This window comes from Paracholeplasma brassicae (assembly GCF_000967915.1).
In the GTDB taxonomy this organism is placed as follows: domain Bacteria; phylum Bacillota_I; class Bacilli_A; order Acholeplasmatales; family UBA5453; genus Paracholeplasma; species Paracholeplasma brassicae.
The window spans coordinates 179,996-196,084 of sequence record NC_022549.1 but is presented as its reverse complement, the minus strand read 5'-3'; the positions used below and the strand labels follow the sequence as shown (position 1 = coordinate 196,084).

Here is a 16,089-nt window from a genome sequence, read left to right as displayed (position 1 = left end):
AGATTTTAAAAATAAAAAAGTGTCGATAAATTACAGAATAATACTGCATTTTATCGACACTTTAATGTTTTTAGTTGTTTTCTACAATGATTTCTTTGATCACAACTACGATACGATTGACTTCTTCTAATCTATTGTCTTTACCAAATGTAAAACGAACAACGCCAAAGTCTTCTAAGCAATCACGATTGACTACTTGAATGACGTGAGACTCTTCAATCACATCGGAATTACAAGCACTACCACTTGAAGCATAAATGCCATGTCTTGCAAGCTCAAAACCCAAGGCGATCGATTGAAAACCCTTGATGCGAACAGAAACTAGCCCTGGTAATTGGTTAGATAACTCAGTAGGCCCATTAAAATAAACGCCATCAATCTGACTCAATTTTTCTCTAAAGGCTGTTGTAAGCTCATTTAAGTGAGCGATTACTTCTTTTCTTTTTTCACTCATGATGCCAAAGGCTTTTGATAATGCCACAATCCCAAACACGTTTTCCGTGCCTGCTCTTAAGTGATTTTCATGTGACCCACCAAATATCAAAGGACAAATTGGTGCGTTATCTCTGACAAAGAGTAGACCAATCCCTTTAGGTCCATAAAACTTATGGGCCGATATCGATAAGTAATCGATGGGTATTTTTGATAAGTCCATTTCGATTTTAGTTGCGACACAAACCGCATCGACGTGAAGTAGTACGTTTTTCTTTTGACAAATTGAAGCGATTCTTTCCATATCATAAAGCGTGCCTATTTCATTATTCGCCCACATTAAGGAAACTAGTCCTACCTTAGGCGTTAGCATTTCTTCAAACAAATCAAAATCAAAAAGCCCTTGGCTGTCCACTGGTATATAACGAACCACGACGCCTTCTTTTTCTAACGTATGAAGGGTATTTAGCGTCGCTTTATGTTCGATTTTAGTGGTCAAAATTTCTTTATCATGACCTACACACTTTGATACTCCTTGTAAAACTAAGTTAATCGCTTCGGTTGCCCCACTGGTAAAGTAGAGTTCTTTTGGACTTACTTTGAGACTTTTTGCTAAGTTTTCTCGCTCAATATTGATTCGTTTTCTAACCTCAATCCCAAACGGATGCATGGATGATGGGTTTGCAAAGCTTCTATCTAAATAAGGCATGCCTTCTTCGAGTGCTTCTTTTAAGAGTGGGGTTGTTGCCCCATGATCGACGTAGATTGGCTTCATTTGACTACCTCGATGTAAAGATCGTCTAAATTAACTAGTTCAAGGTAACTCAGATCGAGCTCAAGTGAGGTAAGTTTTACTCTTGTCTTTAACTTCTTTTGTTGTTCGCTTAAGCCCTCGGTTAACTTACTCACCGAATAGGATTCATGTATCACGCAAGGCTCAGGGTCATTAAAAAGCGTGATCGACATCTTTTTGATGCTTTCTTTTTTGATTGGCAAATCAATGACTTTACCAATGAAAACCGATTGTTCGTCTTTGGTGCTTAATCTAATTTTTTTAGCCATAAATACCCTCCTCTAACCGATGATCACAAAAATATAATAAATCCCAATCGCTAAAAAGACGATGGCGTTAATCAACTTAACGATGTGTAGTTTTTCTCTCATAAAGACCGTCACGCCCATCACCGATTTGGTTTTGACTGCGATAACGGTAATGATGATTAGTGGTAAGATGAATAGAATGTTGTACATAAATAATAATAAAATCCCACGCATCACGTGATCACTAAAATGAATGAGGTGAAGAATCGCTGTTAAGTAAGCTTGTCCCGTACATAAGAATTCCGTCACTGAGATAATTAAGCCTAAAACAAAGGTAATCACGTACATGTAAATGGAATCATTTTCCATGGCGTCTGTGAATTTCTTCATCAAATTACGGTTGAATCGTTGAATCCCTTTTGGTAACTGATTTTTAACTTTATCGTATTGTTGTTTACGGGTCACTAAATAATCATAAAAGTTTAAAAGAAATAAAACGACGGATATCCCTAATATGACGTAGGGCACCACCGTGACTAAAAACCCTAAATGCGCAAAGACGGATAAAAACCGAAATAAGATGGTCCCAAACAAGAAATAACTAATGAATATCGCAGACATAAAGGTGATACTGACCTTTAACAACACTTTCTTTTCTTTGGAAAACCCTAAAAGCGAGATAAAGATGATTAACATCGCAATCGCACAAGGATTAATCCCATCGAGTAAACCGAGTAACATCAAATACACAATTTGAATCCCACCCGCAGGTGCCTCTTCAATCGGTAACATCGGGGTTTGTGCGAGGGTTTTAATTTCTTCATTAAGCGTCATTTTTTTGATGTTTTCTACCCCATTAACGAAGGTATCTCCAACAAACAAAATAGGGACTGCTTTTTCACTGTCTTTAACCCCATACGTATACTGATAGTTTCTGAAGATACCTGTATAACTCGAGTCATCCTCTAAGATGTATTTTTTTACGTTTAAGCCTTGGGCTTCTAATTCATCAAAGACACCAGAAGCTTCAACTTCTTGACACCCACTACAAAGCTTTGATCCAAAGTAAACCACGTCATAGTCATCGGCTTTGACGACTGGTTGAAACTGACTAAACACAAATGCCAGCATAAAAAGTAATAACGAAAATCGTTTCATTCACTAAATCCTCTATTCTTATAGTTTATATAGTCTTATTATAACGCATGACATCTAAAAGATAAAACGATAGCCCTCGTTATTTAGAAACTTTTTTTATCTAAATAATCCCTGATAAATAGCCCTGGTGAGGTCTTAAAATCCTTTTTAAATAAATAATCAAACGTCTCAATGATTTGTTTGTCTTCTGAGGCGATGTATAAGCAGTAACAATAAAACATGTGATCATAGAACAACGCTTCATTACCAAGCGCTCGATAACAATAACCCCAAAAAATAGTGAAAGTATTCAAGTAAATACGAATTCTTATTTTTCTTTTGAGGCCTCAATTGCGTGCGTTAAAACCAAAAGCTCCCGTTCATAGAGTTTTTCTTTTTCGAGGTATTTAACCACGTGTAAGGCAACCAAATTAATCACGTGACTGTGATTACCAAAAATCACCTTATTCGGTGTTAAAATCAAACTTTCAAGTTTTTTTGCGATCACTTCTTTTTCTTCCTTAACGACGTTATCTAGCAACAACCCAAGCCCATAGGCCTCAGCAAGTGACACGGTGCTTTTTTTTAAGATGTGCTCAAAGTCGATCAATGATTTCATCGCTTTGGAAAAATAAAACGAATTGATGTCTTTTTCAAACAAACGTTTAATCAACACCGACGTCTCAAAAAACAACTGATTTTCTTTTTGAATGATTGGTTTTTTTATAATAACTTGATAAACGGCCATAGCCTCTTTAAAGTTTCTACCAATGGTTAAATTAAAAAACTGAGTCACTAGTTCATTTTCTTGATAGGTTTGATTTGAAAATTCACGCATAAAAAAATCAAAACGAAACCCGAGTCGGTTTGATAAGGCTTCAATCACCTCAAGTGGCGCTTTAACGCTGCCTTTTAAGTACTTTCTGTAAAGTGATTCGGTAATGATTGGAAAACACAAGTCTTCTTGTGAGATGTTTTGATCTTTTCTAATGCTATCTAGGTACACAAATAATTCGTTATCAATCTTTCTTATCACATTACCACCTACATTTCAAGCTCAAATTTGAGCTGTTTTACACCAATCTTATTCTTTATAATAGCCTCGATTGGTGGGATTCGCATGAAAAAGTTCCATGTTCTTAAACGACTGTTTTTAATCGTAACACTAATACAATTATACCTCGTTTCAATGGATTTTAATCCGTTGATTGAACATGCAAATGAAAAACAGGCCATTTCTCTTGATTCTGATCCAGGTGATATTTATTATCCCCCGCTACCCCCAGGTAAGGTCACGTCTTAATTGATCCTAACTTTTATAGACAATCAAGCAGAAACGAATCAATTCGACCCCACTTCGTTTTGTTTCGATACCCCCAACAAAAAACGACAAGCAATTGATGCTTGTCGCCTTTTTTTATGCCTTGTCGTTAAAATAATCAAGTAACGCGTTTGCGGCAATCTTCGGGCCTTCTTCTTCAAAGCCAGCCACACCTAATTTGGTATTAAGCACACCTAAATAAACGCCTTGTTTGTCTAATGCCTCAAAGTACTGATCGACTAAAAAACGAGTCGTCATTTCTTTTTGAACCGGACCAAACGGGTTTGAAAAGAAACTTTCAACCAAGCCTTTTTCATCGGTCGTTCCTTTGGCCATGCGTTTGCCACTTAAGAATACGTCTTTGGCTTCAATCAGCGAGGAAAAACGAGATAGAATCTGATCATCCATGCTGTAGTTATTAATGTATAAGACCATGTCGATAGGATGTGCTCTTTTGATAAACCCATAGCGTGACACTGGGATGATGAGTCTCGCGTTGTGTCGTTCTGGGTTTAAGAAGATGGACCGGTCAAATTCTCGGTAGATGTAGCCATCATCTAAGTCATCAATACGGACAAACGCCCCAATTTCAGTTCCGCTAGCTCGTATGATATTATCTTCTTCTAGAAGGTAGCCCATGTCATCAAAAATAATGTCAAACGACTTGATTTTCCCCTCACCTAAATTACCCAGTGCCTCAAGTGTCTCAGACTTACCTGCCCCAGAGTCACCAACCATCATAATGTATTTCTGTTGGTGGTTATTGAAGGTAATTTTTGCCATTGCCCCATGGATTGGCAAACAGCCTTCATTAATCTTTTTTAGATTGTGTAAGGTAAGTAACATCTTTTTCATGTAGCCAAAGTAATCGTTCTTCTCTAAGTCTGAGACGATACCAACGTAGTAGCCCTTTTTCTCATCAATGTAGTAGTGATTGTCATAGGTGCTATCGCTGACACCAAAGAAAATCATTAAGCTTGGTTTTAATGTGTAGAGCTCTTTGGTATCTGCCATTTCAAATAGACTTGATAAGCTGATGCCGTGGTGCAAATATTTATCTTTCACATAGACCAAAGCGAGCTCTCTACCCACCTTGATTGGCATCATAAAAAAGCCTTTAAGGTCTTTAACTTCCTTAAATAGATTGACGCTCGTCTCTTTAAACAAGCCTTTTCTTGTGTTCGATTTGGTTCGGATCACGAACGGTGGTCTAATCACCATTTGATTTAGGCAAATGACGTCATTTAGATGACTCAATTCGCCTTCAAAAAGCGACGTAGACACATGGTTTAATACCACATTAAATCCCGCACTCAATTGACGATAGACGTTATTTTTCTTACCCGATAAGCCCTCAGTAATTAACCGGTAGGTTTTAATTATGACGTCATTAAACGTATTTGATGCCTCAAGTAACGGCCCGTCTTTAAAGATTAAATACTTTTCTTTCTTACGCCAATAATCATAGAAGCCCTCCGTTAGATTAAATACTTCTTCTTTGATGTGGTTTGGTAGTTCTTTTAAGTAAGCGTCGTTTAATACGATTTGTTCGTAAATACTAAAAAGTGTTTCTTCTTTTACAAACGTGATGGTCGTTTGATAATACTCACTCAATACCTCTTTAAACATCGCCGTTTCTAAAAGTTCTTTTGGTGAAAGAAAAAACTCTTCACTCTGATGAATAATGATCTTTTTACTGTCTTGATATAACTTCATAAAATCCCCCCATTTCAATTAGTTCTATCATACACTAATTTTTCCTAATTTGAAAGCTTTAAAATTGAAAAAAAACACCTCAAAAAGGTGTTTTAGTGAACTGATTATACCTTAGCCTAAGGACTGAAGTCTCACAAATTTGTTTTTTGAAAATGCTAAGAACTTGTCTAGAACCTTGGTTTTATTTTTTGCCTTGTTAATAATTAGGTCAAAGGATAAAACCAGACCGCCATTTTCATTTAACTGAATGTCTAAATCTGCCTTCTCTAATCGCTTAATGGATTTATAATAATCACACGAATTGATTTGTTGAAGTATCCGATTTAAGAAATCTTCATTATCAGCTCTGTCAAGTGTTAATCTTGACTCAAGTCTAATATGATATTTGATCACGAACTAAATCCTCCCCCACAAAACTTGACTTTAGTCGCCAAGCTATATTTAAACATAAAAATGCGTGTAATACAACAAAAATAATCAAAAAAGGTCATAATTTTCCAAGATGGAAAAAATCTAAAAAAAAGACGAAAATATATAAACAAACAATATTAAACAAATCGCATTCTTTCTTATTTACTTCAAATCGGTAATGTGTTATTATGATATCGGTCTTGGTGTTCTGAAATCCGCCAAGGTCCAAATTAATAGAAGTAGGGATGGCTTTAATACGCCATCCCTACCCTAAAATTTGATTTATAACACCAGTTAACTGGTGTTTTTTTTATCGATTAAAGACGATCATTTATCGTATGTTATCCATCATACAACACAGGTTTGCTTCATTTTTTACTAAGCAGTTGTCTCGTGTTTATCCACTTAAAGAGCAGTCGAATGATCAAAGAAAGTAGTAATCCAAAGAGGACACCACTAAAATCAATTAACACGTCTCTTACCTCACCACTTCTGCCATCTGCAAATAATTGAATGGTTTCATCGATGATTGCTTGTAGTAAGCCTAAACCTATAACATGTTTGATTGTCTTTTTACTTGACAATGAACACATGAAATAGATGAACCAAAGAATTGAAAAAACAAAGAACACAAAAAAATGCGCAAGCTTTCTAATGATGAATTCTAAATCTGGCAGTTCAATTGGAATACCAACCTTCGTTATTATTGGGTAAATCAAATCCCGAATCAGACCGCTTTGTGACGAAGAGACGCTCGCTGGCATTAACGAGTTATAAAATATAAACCCTGACCAAAAAAGGGCAATGATTAACCAAGTACGTCTTTTCTTCATTAGATGACGCCTTGAGATAACATGGCTTCACACAAACGATAAAACGCTCGTATGTTAGCCCCTTTAACCAGATTATTAGGTTCGTTAATTAATATGGCTTGTTCGTAAGCTTGATTAAAGATGTTTTTCATGATCGATTCGAGCTTTTCATCCACGTCATCAAAGGTTTGCATGTAGTGTTGTTTGTTTTGTGACATCTCAAGTAAGCTCACCGAAACCCCACCAGCGTTTGCGGCTTTACCAGGTCCAAAAAGAATCCCTTTTTTCAGTAAGTACGCCTTCGCTTTTGAGGTTGTGGGCATGTTTGCCCCCTCAGCGACTAAGAAACACCCATTGTCTACTAAGATTTTCGCCTCATTTAAATCAAGTTCATTTTGAATCGCACAAGGCAGTGCAATGTCACATTTGATGTGATAAAGTTCTTTGGGGTCACTTGAGTAACTTGAGCCTTCGTGTGCTTTTACGTAGGCTTCTCTAAAATCACCTTTTGGTTGATGTTCTTTGATGTAGTCTAAGTCAATCCCATTTGGATCGTAAATATGGCCTTTTGAATTAGACATCGCAATGACGTTTGCACCAAGTTCTTTTGCTTTATAGCCCGCGTATAAAGCGACGTTACCTGAGCCTGAAATAATCACGTCTTTGTGTGAGATGTCCGTATCCAAATACGTCTTTAACATCTCTTTAACAAAATAAACAAGCCCATAACCAGTGGCCTCTGTTCGAACTAAAGAGCCCCCATACGCTGGGTGTTTACCTGTTAATACACCCACCGATTCGTTTCTAATCTTTTTATACATACCATACAAATAACCAATTTCTCTTCTTCCAACCCCGATATCACCAGCAGGCACATCGGTGTTCTCGCCTATGTGCCTGTAAAGTTCTAACATAAAGTTTTGAGAAAAGCGCATAATCTCAGCGTCACTTTTTCCCTTTGGGTCAAAATCAGAACCACCTTTTGCCCCACCAAGAAGCAAGCCCGTTAAGGCGTTTTTAAACGTTTGTTCAAACGCCAAAAACTTCAAGGTCGAGAGATTTACCGTCTTGTGGTATCTAAGCCCACCTTTGTATGGACCAATCAAGCTTGAGTGTTGGATACGGTAGCCCGTATTCACTCTCACTTGATTTTGATCGTCTAACCATGACACACGAAATGAAATCACCCGTTCTGGTATAATCAGCCGTTCAAGAACCGCCATTTTTTCGAGTTGTTCTAAATCCAGATTCAAACCTTCAATCGATTCTAAAAAAGACAAAACGGCTTGAACGTACTCTGGCTCATTTGGATAGTTGTTTTTGACTTCTTCTTCGATTCGTTTAATGTAATTCACAAAAATCACTCCCTTTGGTTATTTAGATAATTATATCTTATAATCAAATCAGATTCAACAGCCGCTAAGGACAAATAAAAAAAGCAGTACGAATACTACTTTAATTGTAAGATATCTTTGATTAAATTCTTTCTTGTTTCATTATCTGTGATAAAGAGATGCTTATCACCTAATTGATAGTCTTTACCATGTTCATTAAATAGTTGTGTGCCTGATTCCCTACATAGTAGTATCCCAGGCGCAATGTCCCAAAGATTCGTTACACCCGAATAAAAGACATTTAAGATGCCTTGGCTTGCAAGCGATAATTCAAGACCGATGGAGCCTAAGATTCTGAGTTTGGTTTGATTAGACATGCCATAGTCGATTAATTGCTTATAGTAATCTTTTTCTTTGTCTTTGGTTGTTATACCAACTAAAGACATCAAGACGTGACGATTATTTTTTTTGTCTTTTAAATGATAACGTTCGTCATTTAAAAACGCGCCTTTATTTCTTACTGCCACGTAGGTGTCTTTATTTCTTGGGTGAAAAATGTAGCTTAACACGAAATCACCTTGGTCATAAAGCGCGATTTGAATCACAAATAAATCCAAGTCTACAGAGAAGTTAGACGTCCCATCGATTGGGTCAATCAACCAAGTACGGTTTTGTAAAAGACCGTCTTTATGAAATTCCTCACTTAAGAACGTATCGTTTGGAAACGCCTTTAATACGGCATCAATCACTTTTTGTTCAATGAATAAATCGATGGTTGTAACAACTTCGTTACCTTCTTTATAGGCAATCTCTTTTTTGATTTTTGTTGCGTCTTCGTAAATACGAGGGACGACTTCTTTTAGTAAATCGAGTTCTTTTTGATACACAGTTCTACCCCACTTTGTCTTCTATAATAAAGATAACATAAAATGGCCAAAATATATAGGCCATTTGATTAGATACTGTATTCGATGTAGGAAATGATTTCTTGGTAACTGAGCGGCATATCATACCTTGTTTGGGTATATATCTTTAATAAATAACTTGTTTCATCCCCTTCTTTTGAAAGAAAAATGAGCGGCTTTACAACGATCACATCGTAATTAATGTCTTTAAAATCCAGTTCGAAAGAGAGTTCTGTTTTTTGTCCAGGAACGACCAAAAGGGGTAAAAATTCTTTGTTAAAAAGAATCTTTTCATGGTTGATGATGACGTCTTTAATCAAATAGCTTTCACTTAGATGACTATCTAAGTTCATGTTGTATTCGGCTTGATCAAAGAACTGTTGATTGACTTGGTGCGAAACCATTAGTGGTTTTGCTTGAATGTTTTCAATCACAATACTGCCAATCTCATAACTCTTGATTGGTTTATTGTTTATATTTTTTTGTCTAAGGCGTTCAATCGTTGTCACGCCATAATCACTCATGTAAAGAGTTACCCTTAGTTCGATCACATCAATGTCTTTTGCTCTTTGAATACTTCTTACCTCGATGTCTTTAAGAAACACAAGGTCGTTATCAACATCGAAGAAGGTCGGTTCATCAAAGTAGGTCAAATTTTCAGTCCCTAAACTATATAGGGTGAAATCTAAGACAATGTCTTCTGATTCATTAACGCCGATATAGCCATAGGTTTGTCTAAAATAGACACCTTCTTCTAAGTATCCGCTTCTTGCGTGAAGAAGAAACCCCATAAGCGTAAGAAAGACGGCGGTTAATGTGATTGTGATCCCAATTTTATTTGTTTTATAGTTAATCATATAATTTCCCCACTTCTATAAGGTTTAATCAAACCTTCAATAATCCTATGTTGCTTAAAATCCTTCTGGTAATCCTACATCGTTTAAATAACCACGATTGTTTGTTTCGCTTTCAGTAAAATCCTCATAATAGAATTTTGAATCAAAAGCGATCCCTTCTAATAACTCTGATTGATTGATGATGAATTGTTTTTCATTTTGTCCCATTTTCTATTCCTCCTATTATTGTTTTCTATCGTCCTGGTCCATCAGGTAGTCCTACGTCTTCAATGTACCCACGGTGCATCGTTACTTCTGCTTCATAAACTTTTGCTTCTTTTTGACTTAAATGCCCTACGATAGCACCCAAACTTGCTACGATTACGAATAAACTAATAATTATCTTTTTCATGTTTTCTTTTCTCCTTGGTTTCCTTAAATACTAAATCCTTCTGGTAATCCTACATCGTTTAAATAACCACGATTGTTTGTTTCACTCTCTGTGAAATCCTCATAATAGAATTTTGAATCAAAAGCGATCCCTTCTAATAACTCCGATTGATTAATGATGAATTGTTTTTCATTTTGTCCCATTTTCTATTCCTCCTATTGTTGTTTTCTATCGTCCTGGTCCATCAGGTAGTCCTACGTCTTCAATGTACCCACGGTGCATCGTTACTTCTGCTTCATAAACTTTTGCTTCTTTTTGACTTAAATGCCCTACGATAGCACCCAAACTTGCTACGATTACGAATAAACTAATAATTATCTTTTTCATGTTTTCTTTTCTCCTTGGTTTCCTTAAATACTAAATCCTTCTGGTAATCCTACATCGTTTAAATAACCACGATTGTTTGTTTCACTCTCTGTGAAATCCTCATAATAGAATTTTGAATCAAAAGCGATCCCTTCTAATAACTCTGATTGATTGATGATGAATTGTTTTTCATTTTGTCCCATTTTCTATTCCTCCTATTATTGTTTTCTATCGTCCTGGTCCATCAGGTAGTCCTACGTCTTCAATGTACCCACGGTGCATCGTTACTTCTGCTTCATAAACTTTTGCTTCTTTTTGACTTAAATGCCCTACGATAGCACCCAAACTTGCTACGATTACGAATAAACTAATAATTATCTTTTTCATGTTTTCTTTTCTCCTTGGTTTCCTTAAATACTAAATCCTTCTGGTAATCCTACATCGTTTAAATAACCACGATTGTTTGTTTCACTCTCTGTGAAATCCTCATAATAGAATTTTGAATCAAAAGCGATCCCTTCTAATAACTCTGATTGATTGATGATGAATTGTTTTTCATTTTGTCCCAATTTATATTCCTCCACTTGTCTACAGTCCCGATTACTGTCTTAGATAATCTTTTCTAACTCTATTATGTGCTATTATTTAAGCTTTGAGTAGAGCACATATGTCACTATTTGCATCATTTTTCTCCTATTTTTGATATAATCTATTCATAATTCTTGATAATTCATGTTAAGATAATGAGTACTAGCTTCACTATTAATTCAACAAATGGTTCTACTTTCCATTGTTTTTATTCCCAGAAAGTGCTACATTATAATTATTAAACCGAAAACCGCCATTATAAGGGAGTATCTAATGAACGAAATTGATCAAACAAGAGAAATAATTACATTCATCGACAAGTTAAGAGCTTATCGAAACATGACACAAGAAAATTTTCTTCATAACATTGTGTCAATGCGTCAATATAGACGTTATATGAATGGCGATTCAACGATGTCCTATATGATCCTAGATAAATTGGCGAGAAGATTGGATTTTGACGCTGAGCTCATTATTATGGAGTATGAGGCTGAAAAAATTAAACAAGCACAAGAAATTAATAATCTTTATAATGCAGTTGTAGGAAGAAACTATGACAAAGCCTCTGAACTATTTAAGTCAATCGATGTTTCACATGTAATCTCGACAAATGAAATCCTTTTATACAACCACTCTAAAAATATGTACCAGTATGTAACAGGTAGTTCTTCACAGGTTGAAACAATAAAAAGAACAAAAGAACTTGTTGATTACGACAAACTACTAAAACGAAAAGCACTTAGTTCTTCAGAATTATTAATTCTAGTGTCCTTCTTTTATTTTGATTCATTCAAAGAAATTAATGTTATTGCAGAAAAACTAGCATCATTCATCGAAAATAACATTACAGTCGTTACCGGCCATAACATTAAAATCGTTACCCTAGTCCTTGAAGAACTCGCAAGATTCTTCAGTATTTCTGAAAATTATGAACGAATGCTCTATTATTCACTAGAAGGGATTAAATATTCGCTTTCAGTCCGATCGTTCTATTTACTTGATACACTATATTATTTCGCTGCTGCCTCTTCTCATGAACTACAAAAATACGATCAGAGAGATGATTTCTTAAAAAAATGCTACATTCTACTCATGATTGATAACAATAAAACTAAACAACAACGTTTTAAGCAAATTTATAAAAATCGATTTAATATAGATATTAACGATTTATTAATTGAGAAAGAATAAAACCGGTCACGTTCAATTTTGAACTAACCGGTTTTTTTATATTAAATTTCTAATTTCTTCAGCTATATCAATATCAAACGCATCCTTAAAAAACGATTTATAAGATGCCATTTTTACTAAGTTGTCTTCAGATAATAAAACAGTATAACATTGTATTAAGTATTTCTTGCACCGCTCCAACTCATTTAACTCAAACGATGCTGCTCCAGCAAAAAAATACAATGCTTCTAGCATATAGATTGACTCCACTTCATTTGCGTAATTAATACCCATAATCGCATACTCATACATTTTGATATAATTCTCTCTAATACTGTAATATCTACTTAGTTCTTCATAAACAAGTATAATTACTTTAACATTTTGACCTGAAACAATAATAAAATCATTTTTTAAGTATGATTCCAGTTTATTTGCTATCAAATCAATATGTTCGAATTGGTCTAAATTAAAGAAAGTGACCATGATTAAAAGTTCAGTAGTAGATAGAACTTTTTTAAGCAATAGTTTGTCTAACCCAACAAGCTTCTTTGTTTTATCAATTAATGATTTCTGGCTTGAATTAGAAAAATGATAATCATACATATTCAAGCAATGGTGGTAAAGCATTTCATTACTTTCCAAATATATTGGGTGTTTTTTTATCTCATTTAAAATCATATCAGCGGATACTTTGTTCTTAGAAGCAATAGCATTATAAAGTGTATGAATTTCAAACGAGTGCTTAATTCTCTCCGCTTCCACTTCCATAATGACAAACTCTGCATTGTATCCTAACCTTTTTGATAACTTATCTAAGACAACATACGATAAGGTTGAATCCCCGCTTAAATATCTCCGATATTGTCTCGAAGACACAATATTCTCTAGAAAAATATCCTGCGAAATATTACGATCGAGTCTTAGTCTATCAATATAAAGCACCAACTCTCTAGAATGATTCATTAAATTCATTACTTTGCCTCCCCAACAACTCAAATTCAATTACTTCAATTATAACATTTATGTTGAGATAATATTATTGATATGTAATTTTGAGGGATTTGATTTTTAGGAATCCTTATTGAATATACGGTGTGTTATTCTACATTCGAATTATTAGTCGACAAAGTTCATGAACAGATGCTTTGTATCTTTATTCACTTAGTATGCATCTTTTCTTTAATGAAGTACATCGTACCTTCTTTTTTAAGTTCATAATGTTCTTTTAAGAATTCTTTGAAGAATGGTAGAGCGTTTTTATTGCTTGCGCCATAGTTCTTCGGGTTAAAGTCCTTCATTTGATTTTTAAGTGTTTGAATGACGTAAGAAAAATCCGCGTAGTTTTTTTCTATCGTGGTTTGATACGATGATCTTATTGATCACTTTAATTAATTCATTCACCGAGTTTGTGTTGCTCTTCTTTTCAGCAACCGTCTTGCTTTCCATCGTGATTTTCTCAACACTTATAAATGTATTAAATGTATTCTTATAGGAGTCTTGAGCTTTGTTGTCTCCTGCGCCTATGACGTATTTATTGCTTTTTTGAAGGTGATAAACGAGCGGTGTAAAGTCACTGTCGTTTGTTGCTAAACAAATCGCATCGATATAGTCTTTGTTTAATAGACTCATTGCTTCAATTGTAATTCTGATATCAACGGCATTCTTGCCTTTTGAATAAGCGATTTGTGCCATTGGCTCAATCCCATATTCAATAAACTTGTCTTTAATGGTTGAATCATTTAAGTTCGAGTAAAAGGCATATTTAATCAATACATCCCCTAGTTCATTTAACTCCTCAAAGAGGACCGGAAAGTACTTCACTTGATTAAAATTATCGTAATCAATTAATAATGCTATCTTCTTTCTTATTTCCATTGTTTTTTTCTCCCTAATTTGTCTATTTATACTTTATCTTAACATATATTTAGTATCAATAAAAGATAAAGTGAGGCATTATGCCTCACTTAGTCAAAAAGATTTAGTTCATACAAATACACATGTGTGGCATCCTTCATTTCTTTTTCAATCACTTCATAAAGAATGGTTTCACTATGGTTTAACTGAGATAAATATAGTAATGTTTTTGATGACTCATTGTAAATGGCTTCTTCTTTAATAGAGTCCATCAGATATGTGATTGAATAATAGGTATTCTCACTGGTTTCAAACACACTCACTCGGTATAAAACCAACGTTGGGTGTTTCTCCTTGATCTCATCGATTACAAATTGAAGTTCATTTAAATAGCTATTTTTCCTGTCTTCATTTTGTAAAGAACCGACTAAAAATAACACCAATAACGAAAACCCAATCAAAAACACAAAACACATGATCACATTGGATTTAATATCTTTTGTCATAGCCCCCACCACTTTTCTATGGGCTAATTCTATCACCATTAAATGAAAGTGAACAGGGCGTATTTGTCACTATTTGATTTTTTTTAAGAAACGTAATGACTAACTTCTTCTTTAATTTCTTTTGGTTTTATATGTGCCCTTACGTTATCAACCACAAGCACAAACAAAACAAATCCGACAACCAGTTGTAGTAAATAGAATAACCCTAGTATGCCACTATTCCAAAGCGCATGAAATAATGAGACAAACACATAGGCAAATATTACAGGTGGTTGGATCAAAGCCTTAAACTCAATAACTTCGAATTTTTTTGCGTTATGTAAGATTACTGCTAAGGTCATGGTCCAAAAATGGTGTCCAATGCCTAGGGCAAAGACACTTCTTAAGAGTAGTGTCTCTATCATTTGTCTATATGATCCATTATCACTAAATAGTGCATTAAGTCCATACTCTGCCGTCTCTAATATATCAAATCCTGCACCTACAGCAAACCCAATCAAAAGTGCTTGATAGACGTGTTTGATCTTAAAATACTTCAATAGACCAAACACCACTAATAGTTTAGCACCCTCTTCAACCAGCCCAGTAACCACATCACCAGTTAAACCCGCAGGATAGCCGGTCAGTTCTCTAATTAAGTGCGTTAATCCAATCGATAAAATCCCACCTAAGAGCGTAATCAATAATAAATGAATCAACCCTAGGTCCTTCTTTTCTAATTCATATAAGTAGACCAAAAACACCAATGGCACAATACTACTGATGAGCAGTGGTGTTAAAACGAGTAAATTAGAAAGAATCACATTTAATATACTTAGCGTTAATAATCCATAAAGGACACGTTTAAACAAAACGGGTTCGATGATGACATCTTTTTCGATTTGATAGGATAAAAAGACATCTTTTGTAGAGATTTCAGATTTCTTAAATAAACTTAGAAATAACTGATAGCCTGATTTGACAAGCGGTTTGATTCGCTCTTTTTTGATACGAAATAGCTTTGATGTCTCAAATCGCTTTTCACTTGAAGCGACTCTAAAACCATAGTCCTGTACATCAAGTTCTAGATACATCAAAAAAGTCTGATAAGAAAGTTCTTTAGGATATGTTCTTCCTGTTAAATATTTGCTTAGAACTGTTTCTTCAAGCCCTAACACTTCTTTCAACAAATCAAAATCGTACCCCAAATGGGCCATTTGACCTTCGATTTGTTTTTTTCGTTTTTGTTTGATTCAATTTCAAATACCTCCATGATAAAATGATTCG

The 16,089-nt window shown here is 34.9% G+C and carries 25 protein-coding genes; 2 read left to right on the top strand and 23 right to left on the bottom strand.

The window, feature by feature from the left end:
* Window positions 1–70: 70 nt before the first annotated feature.
* The 5 genes from BN853_RS00790 to BN853_RS00770 all read right to left on the bottom strand — a co-directional run bounded on the left by BN853_RS00790 (window position 71) and on the right by BN853_RS00770 (window position 3,646).
* The gene (locus tag BN853_RS00790) at window positions 71–1,207 is read right to left on the bottom strand and encodes a cysteine desulfurase family protein (RefSeq protein ID WP_030004055.1); all 1,137 of its coding nucleotides are present in this window, start codon (window positions 1,205–1,207) and stop codon (window positions 71–73) included.
* Window positions 1,204–1,494, bottom strand: coding sequence for a hypothetical protein (locus BN853_RS00785; protein ID WP_030004054.1), 291 nt, complete (start codon window positions 1,492–1,494; stop codon window positions 1,204–1,206). Before BN853_RS00785 ends, BN853_RS00790 begins: the two co-directional genes overlap by 4 nt.
* 12 nt (window positions 1,495–1,506) lie before the next feature.
* A complete protein-coding gene (locus BN853_RS00780) occupies window positions 1,507–2,631 on the bottom strand; it encodes a cytochrome C biogenesis protein region (RefSeq protein ID WP_030004053.1) in 1,125 nt (374 codons plus the stop codon).
* A gap of 83 nt (window positions 2,632–2,714) precedes the next feature.
* A complete protein-coding gene (locus BN853_RS00775; RefSeq protein ID WP_052591096.1) occupies window positions 2,715–2,924 on the bottom strand; it encodes a hypothetical protein in 210 nt (69 codons plus the stop codon).
* 14 nt (window positions 2,925–2,938) lie between these two features.
* Window positions 2,939–3,646, bottom strand: coding sequence for a helix-turn-helix domain-containing protein (locus BN853_RS00770; protein WP_030004051.1), 708 nt, complete (start codon window positions 3,644–3,646; stop codon window positions 2,939–2,941).
* An 84-nt stretch (window positions 3,647–3,730) separates the two neighbouring features.
* Here BN853_RS00770 and BN853_RS00765 point away from each other — a divergent pair, with 84 nt between their 5' ends.
* A complete protein-coding gene (locus tag BN853_RS00765) occupies window positions 3,731–3,913 on the top strand; it encodes a hypothetical protein (protein ID WP_030004050.1) in 183 nt (60 codons plus the stop codon).
* Window positions 3,914–4,027: 114 nt separating this feature from the next.
* On the opposite strand, the gene BN853_RS00760 is transcribed toward BN853_RS00765, so the two are convergent.
* The 13 genes from BN853_RS00760 to BN853_RS08910 all read right to left on the bottom strand — a co-directional run bounded on the left by BN853_RS00760 (window position 4,028) and on the right by BN853_RS08910 (window position 11,271).
* A complete protein-coding gene (locus BN853_RS00760; RefSeq protein ID WP_030004049.1) occupies window positions 4,028–5,647 on the bottom strand; it encodes a hypothetical protein in 1,620 nt (539 codons plus the stop codon).
* Window positions 5,648–5,758: 111 nt separating this feature from the next.
* On the bottom strand, window positions 5,759–6,040 hold the full coding sequence (locus BN853_RS00755) for a hypothetical protein (protein ID WP_030004048.1): 282 nt from the start codon (window positions 6,038–6,040) through the stop codon (window positions 5,759–5,761).
* Window positions 6,041–6,426: 386 nt separating this feature from the next.
* On the bottom strand, window positions 6,427–6,891 hold the full coding sequence (locus BN853_RS00750; protein ID WP_030004047.1) for a VanZ family protein: 465 nt from the start codon (window positions 6,889–6,891) through the stop codon (window positions 6,427–6,429).
* Window positions 6,891–8,225, bottom strand: a complete 1,335-nt coding sequence (gene gdhA, locus BN853_RS00745) for an NADP-specific glutamate dehydrogenase (RefSeq protein WP_030004046.1) — start codon at window positions 8,223–8,225, stop codon at window positions 6,891–6,893. The genes BN853_RS00750 and gdhA overlap by 1 nt, the downstream gene beginning before the upstream one ends.
* 95 nt (window positions 8,226–8,320) lie before the next feature.
* On the bottom strand, window positions 8,321–9,091 hold the full coding sequence (locus BN853_RS00740; RefSeq protein WP_030004045.1) for an inositol monophosphatase family protein: 771 nt from the start codon (window positions 9,089–9,091) through the stop codon (window positions 8,321–8,323).
* Between the two features lie 68 nt (window positions 9,092–9,159).
* Window positions 9,160–9,966, bottom strand: a complete 807-nt coding sequence (locus BN853_RS00735; RefSeq protein WP_030004044.1) for a hypothetical protein — start codon at window positions 9,964–9,966, stop codon at window positions 9,160–9,162.
* Window positions 9,967–10,020: 54 nt separating this feature from the next.
* A complete protein-coding gene (locus BN853_RS08940) occupies window positions 10,021–10,173 on the bottom strand; it encodes a hypothetical protein (protein WP_157869923.1) in 153 nt (50 codons plus the stop codon).
* Between the two features lie 25 nt (window positions 10,174–10,198).
* Window positions 10,199–10,357, bottom strand: coding sequence for a hypothetical protein (locus BN853_RS08935; protein WP_030004043.1), 159 nt, complete (start codon window positions 10,355–10,357; stop codon window positions 10,199–10,201).
* Window positions 10,358–10,380: 23 nt separating this feature from the next.
* Window positions 10,381–10,539 (bottom strand): hypothetical protein, encoded by a 159-nt coding sequence (locus tag BN853_RS08930; protein ID WP_157869922.1) that lies wholly within the window; start codon window positions 10,537–10,539, stop codon window positions 10,381–10,383.
* 25 nt (window positions 10,540–10,564) lie between these two features.
* Window positions 10,565–10,723, bottom strand: a complete 159-nt coding sequence (locus BN853_RS08925; RefSeq protein ID WP_030004043.1) for a hypothetical protein — start codon at window positions 10,721–10,723, stop codon at window positions 10,565–10,567.
* A 23-nt stretch (window positions 10,724–10,746) separates the two neighbouring features.
* Window positions 10,747–10,905 carry a hypothetical protein gene (locus BN853_RS08920; protein ID WP_157869922.1) on the bottom strand — a complete coding sequence of 53 codons (159 nt, stop codon included), beginning with the start codon at window positions 10,903–10,905 and terminating at the stop codon, window positions 10,747–10,749.
* 25 nt (window positions 10,906–10,930) lie between these two features.
* Window positions 10,931–11,089, bottom strand: coding sequence for a hypothetical protein (locus BN853_RS08915; RefSeq protein WP_030004043.1), 159 nt, complete (start codon window positions 11,087–11,089; stop codon window positions 10,931–10,933).
* 23 nt (window positions 11,090–11,112) lie between these two features.
* Complete coding sequence (locus BN853_RS08910; protein ID WP_157869922.1) at window positions 11,113–11,271, bottom strand: hypothetical protein; 159 nt, start codon at window positions 11,269–11,271, stop codon at window positions 11,113–11,115.
* Window positions 11,272–11,563: 292 nt separating this feature from the next.
* Here BN853_RS08910 and BN853_RS00730 point away from each other — a divergent pair, with 292 nt between their 5' ends.
* A complete protein-coding gene (locus tag BN853_RS00730; RefSeq protein ID WP_030004042.1) occupies window positions 11,564–12,481 on the top strand; it encodes a hypothetical protein in 918 nt (305 codons plus the stop codon).
* 36 nt (window positions 12,482–12,517) lie between these two features.
* Here the strand turns inward: BN853_RS00730 and BN853_RS00725 are convergent, their stop codons facing one another.
* From BN853_RS00725 to BN853_RS00710, 5 genes are all read right to left on the bottom strand, one after another.
* Entirely contained in the window at window positions 12,518–13,435 is a 918-nt protein-coding gene (locus BN853_RS00725) for a hypothetical protein (RefSeq protein ID WP_030004041.1), read from the bottom strand.
* Between the two features lie 185 nt (window positions 13,436–13,620).
* Window positions 13,621–13,761, bottom strand: coding sequence for a hypothetical protein (locus BN853_RS08905; protein WP_157869921.1), 141 nt, complete (start codon window positions 13,759–13,761; stop codon window positions 13,621–13,623).
* Between the two features lie 7 nt (window positions 13,762–13,768).
* Window positions 13,769–14,338, bottom strand: a complete 570-nt coding sequence (locus BN853_RS00720) for an NYN domain-containing protein (protein WP_030004040.1) — start codon at window positions 14,336–14,338, stop codon at window positions 13,769–13,771.
* Between the two features lie 89 nt (window positions 14,339–14,427).
* Window positions 14,428–14,823, bottom strand: coding sequence for a hypothetical protein (locus tag BN853_RS00715; RefSeq protein WP_030004039.1), 396 nt, complete (start codon window positions 14,821–14,823; stop codon window positions 14,428–14,430).
* An 83-nt stretch (window positions 14,824–14,906) separates the two neighbouring features.
* Window positions 14,907–15,980, bottom strand: a complete 1,074-nt coding sequence (locus BN853_RS00710) for a PrsW family glutamic-type intramembrane protease (protein ID WP_231857093.1) — start codon at window positions 15,978–15,980, stop codon at window positions 14,907–14,909.
* Between the last annotated feature and the right edge of the window lie 109 nt (window positions 15,981–16,089).

What these genes read in the sequence shown, in the direction of transcription:
- BN853_RS00790 (WP_030004055.1), bottom strand. Translation starts at nt 1,207, where the DNA reads ATGAAGCCAATCTACGTCGATCATGGGGCAACAACCCCACTCTTAAAA.
- BN853_RS00730 (WP_030004042.1), top strand. Translation starts at nt 11,564, where the DNA reads ATGAACGAAATTGATCAAACAAGAGAAATAATTACATTCATCGACAAG.
- BN853_RS00725 (WP_030004041.1), bottom strand. Translation starts at nt 13,435, where the DNA reads ATGAATTTAATGAATCATTCTAGAGAGTTGGTGCTTTATATTGATAGA.
- BN853_RS00785 (WP_030004054.1), bottom strand. Translation starts at nt 1,494, where the DNA reads ATGGCTAAAAAAATTAGATTAAGCACCAAAGACGAACAATCGGTTTTC.
- BN853_RS00735 (WP_030004044.1), bottom strand. Translation starts at nt 9,966, where the DNA reads ATGATTAACTATAAAACAAATAAAATTGGGATCACAATCACATTAACC.
- BN853_RS00760 (WP_030004049.1), bottom strand. Translation starts at nt 5,647, where the DNA reads ATGAAGTTATATCAAGACAGTAAAAAGATCATTATTCATCAGAGTGAA.
- BN853_RS08920 (WP_157869922.1), bottom strand. Translation starts at nt 10,905, where the DNA reads ATGGGACAAAATGAAAAACAATTCATCATCAATCAATCAGAGTTATTA.
- BN853_RS00720 (WP_030004040.1), bottom strand. Translation starts at nt 14,338, where the DNA reads ATGGAAATAAGAAAGAAGATAGCATTATTAATTGATTACGATAATTTT.
- BN853_RS08905 (WP_157869921.1), bottom strand. Translation starts at nt 13,761, where the DNA reads ATGAAGGACTTTAACCCGAAGAACTATGGCGCAAGCAATAAAAACGCT.
- BN853_RS00715 (WP_030004039.1), bottom strand. Translation starts at nt 14,823, where the DNA reads ATGACAAAAGATATTAAATCCAATGTGATCATGTGTTTTGTGTTTTTG.
- BN853_RS08940 (WP_157869923.1), bottom strand. Translation starts at nt 10,173, where the DNA reads ATGGGACAAAATGAAAAACAATTCATCATCAATCAATCAGAGTTATTA.
- BN853_RS00750 (WP_030004047.1), bottom strand. Translation starts at nt 6,891, where the DNA reads ATGAAGAAAAGACGTACTTGGTTAATCATTGCCCTTTTTTGGTCAGGG.
- BN853_RS08935 (WP_030004043.1), bottom strand. Translation starts at nt 10,357, where the DNA reads ATGAAAAAGATAATTATTAGTTTATTCGTAATCGTAGCAAGTTTGGGT.
- BN853_RS08930 (WP_157869922.1), bottom strand. Translation starts at nt 10,539, where the DNA reads ATGGGACAAAATGAAAAACAATTCATCATTAATCAATCGGAGTTATTA.
- BN853_RS08915 (WP_030004043.1), bottom strand. Translation starts at nt 11,089, where the DNA reads ATGAAAAAGATAATTATTAGTTTATTCGTAATCGTAGCAAGTTTGGGT.
- BN853_RS00780 (WP_030004053.1), bottom strand. Translation starts at nt 2,631, where the DNA reads ATGAAACGATTTTCGTTATTACTTTTTATGCTGGCATTTGTGTTTAGT.
- BN853_RS08925 (WP_030004043.1), bottom strand. Translation starts at nt 10,723, where the DNA reads ATGAAAAAGATAATTATTAGTTTATTCGTAATCGTAGCAAGTTTGGGT.
- BN853_RS00765 (WP_030004050.1), top strand. Translation starts at nt 3,731, where the DNA reads ATGAAAAAGTTCCATGTTCTTAAACGACTGTTTTTAATCGTAACACTA.